This window comes from Colwellia marinimaniae (genome assembly GCF_002207865.1).
In the GTDB taxonomy this organism is placed as follows: domain Bacteria; phylum Pseudomonadota; class Gammaproteobacteria; order Enterobacterales; family Alteromonadaceae; genus Colwellia; species Colwellia marinimaniae.
This window is the reverse complement of the sequence record NZ_BDQM01000203.1, coordinates 1-284: the sequence shown is the minus strand read 5'-3', so window position 1 is coordinate 284 and position 284 is coordinate 1. Positions and strand designations below refer to the sequence as shown.

General features: G+C 58.5%; 1 protein-coding gene. It reads left to right on the top strand.

The window, feature by feature from the left end; all coding sequences use genetic code 11:
* On the top strand, nucleotides 1-237 hold a 237-nt coding region (locus MTCD1_RS18920; protein WP_438819301.1), incomplete at its 5' end, for a hypothetical protein.
* Between the last annotated feature and the right edge of the window lie 47 nt (nucleotides 238-284).

Here is a 284-nt window from a genome sequence, read left to right as displayed (position 1 = left end):
ATGGGGATCCTCAACTGTGAGGAGGCTCACGGACGCGAAGAACAGGCACGCGTGCTGGCAGAAACCCCCGGTATGACCGTGAAAACGGCCCGCCGCATTCTGGCCGCAGCACCACAGAGTGCACAGGCGCGCAGTGACACTGCGCTGGATCGTCTGATGCAGGGGGCACCGGCACCGCTGGCTGCAGGTAAACCGGCATCTGATGCCGTTAACGATTTGCTGAACACACCAGTGTAAGGGATGTTTATGACGAGCAAAGAAACATTTACCCATTACCAGCCGCA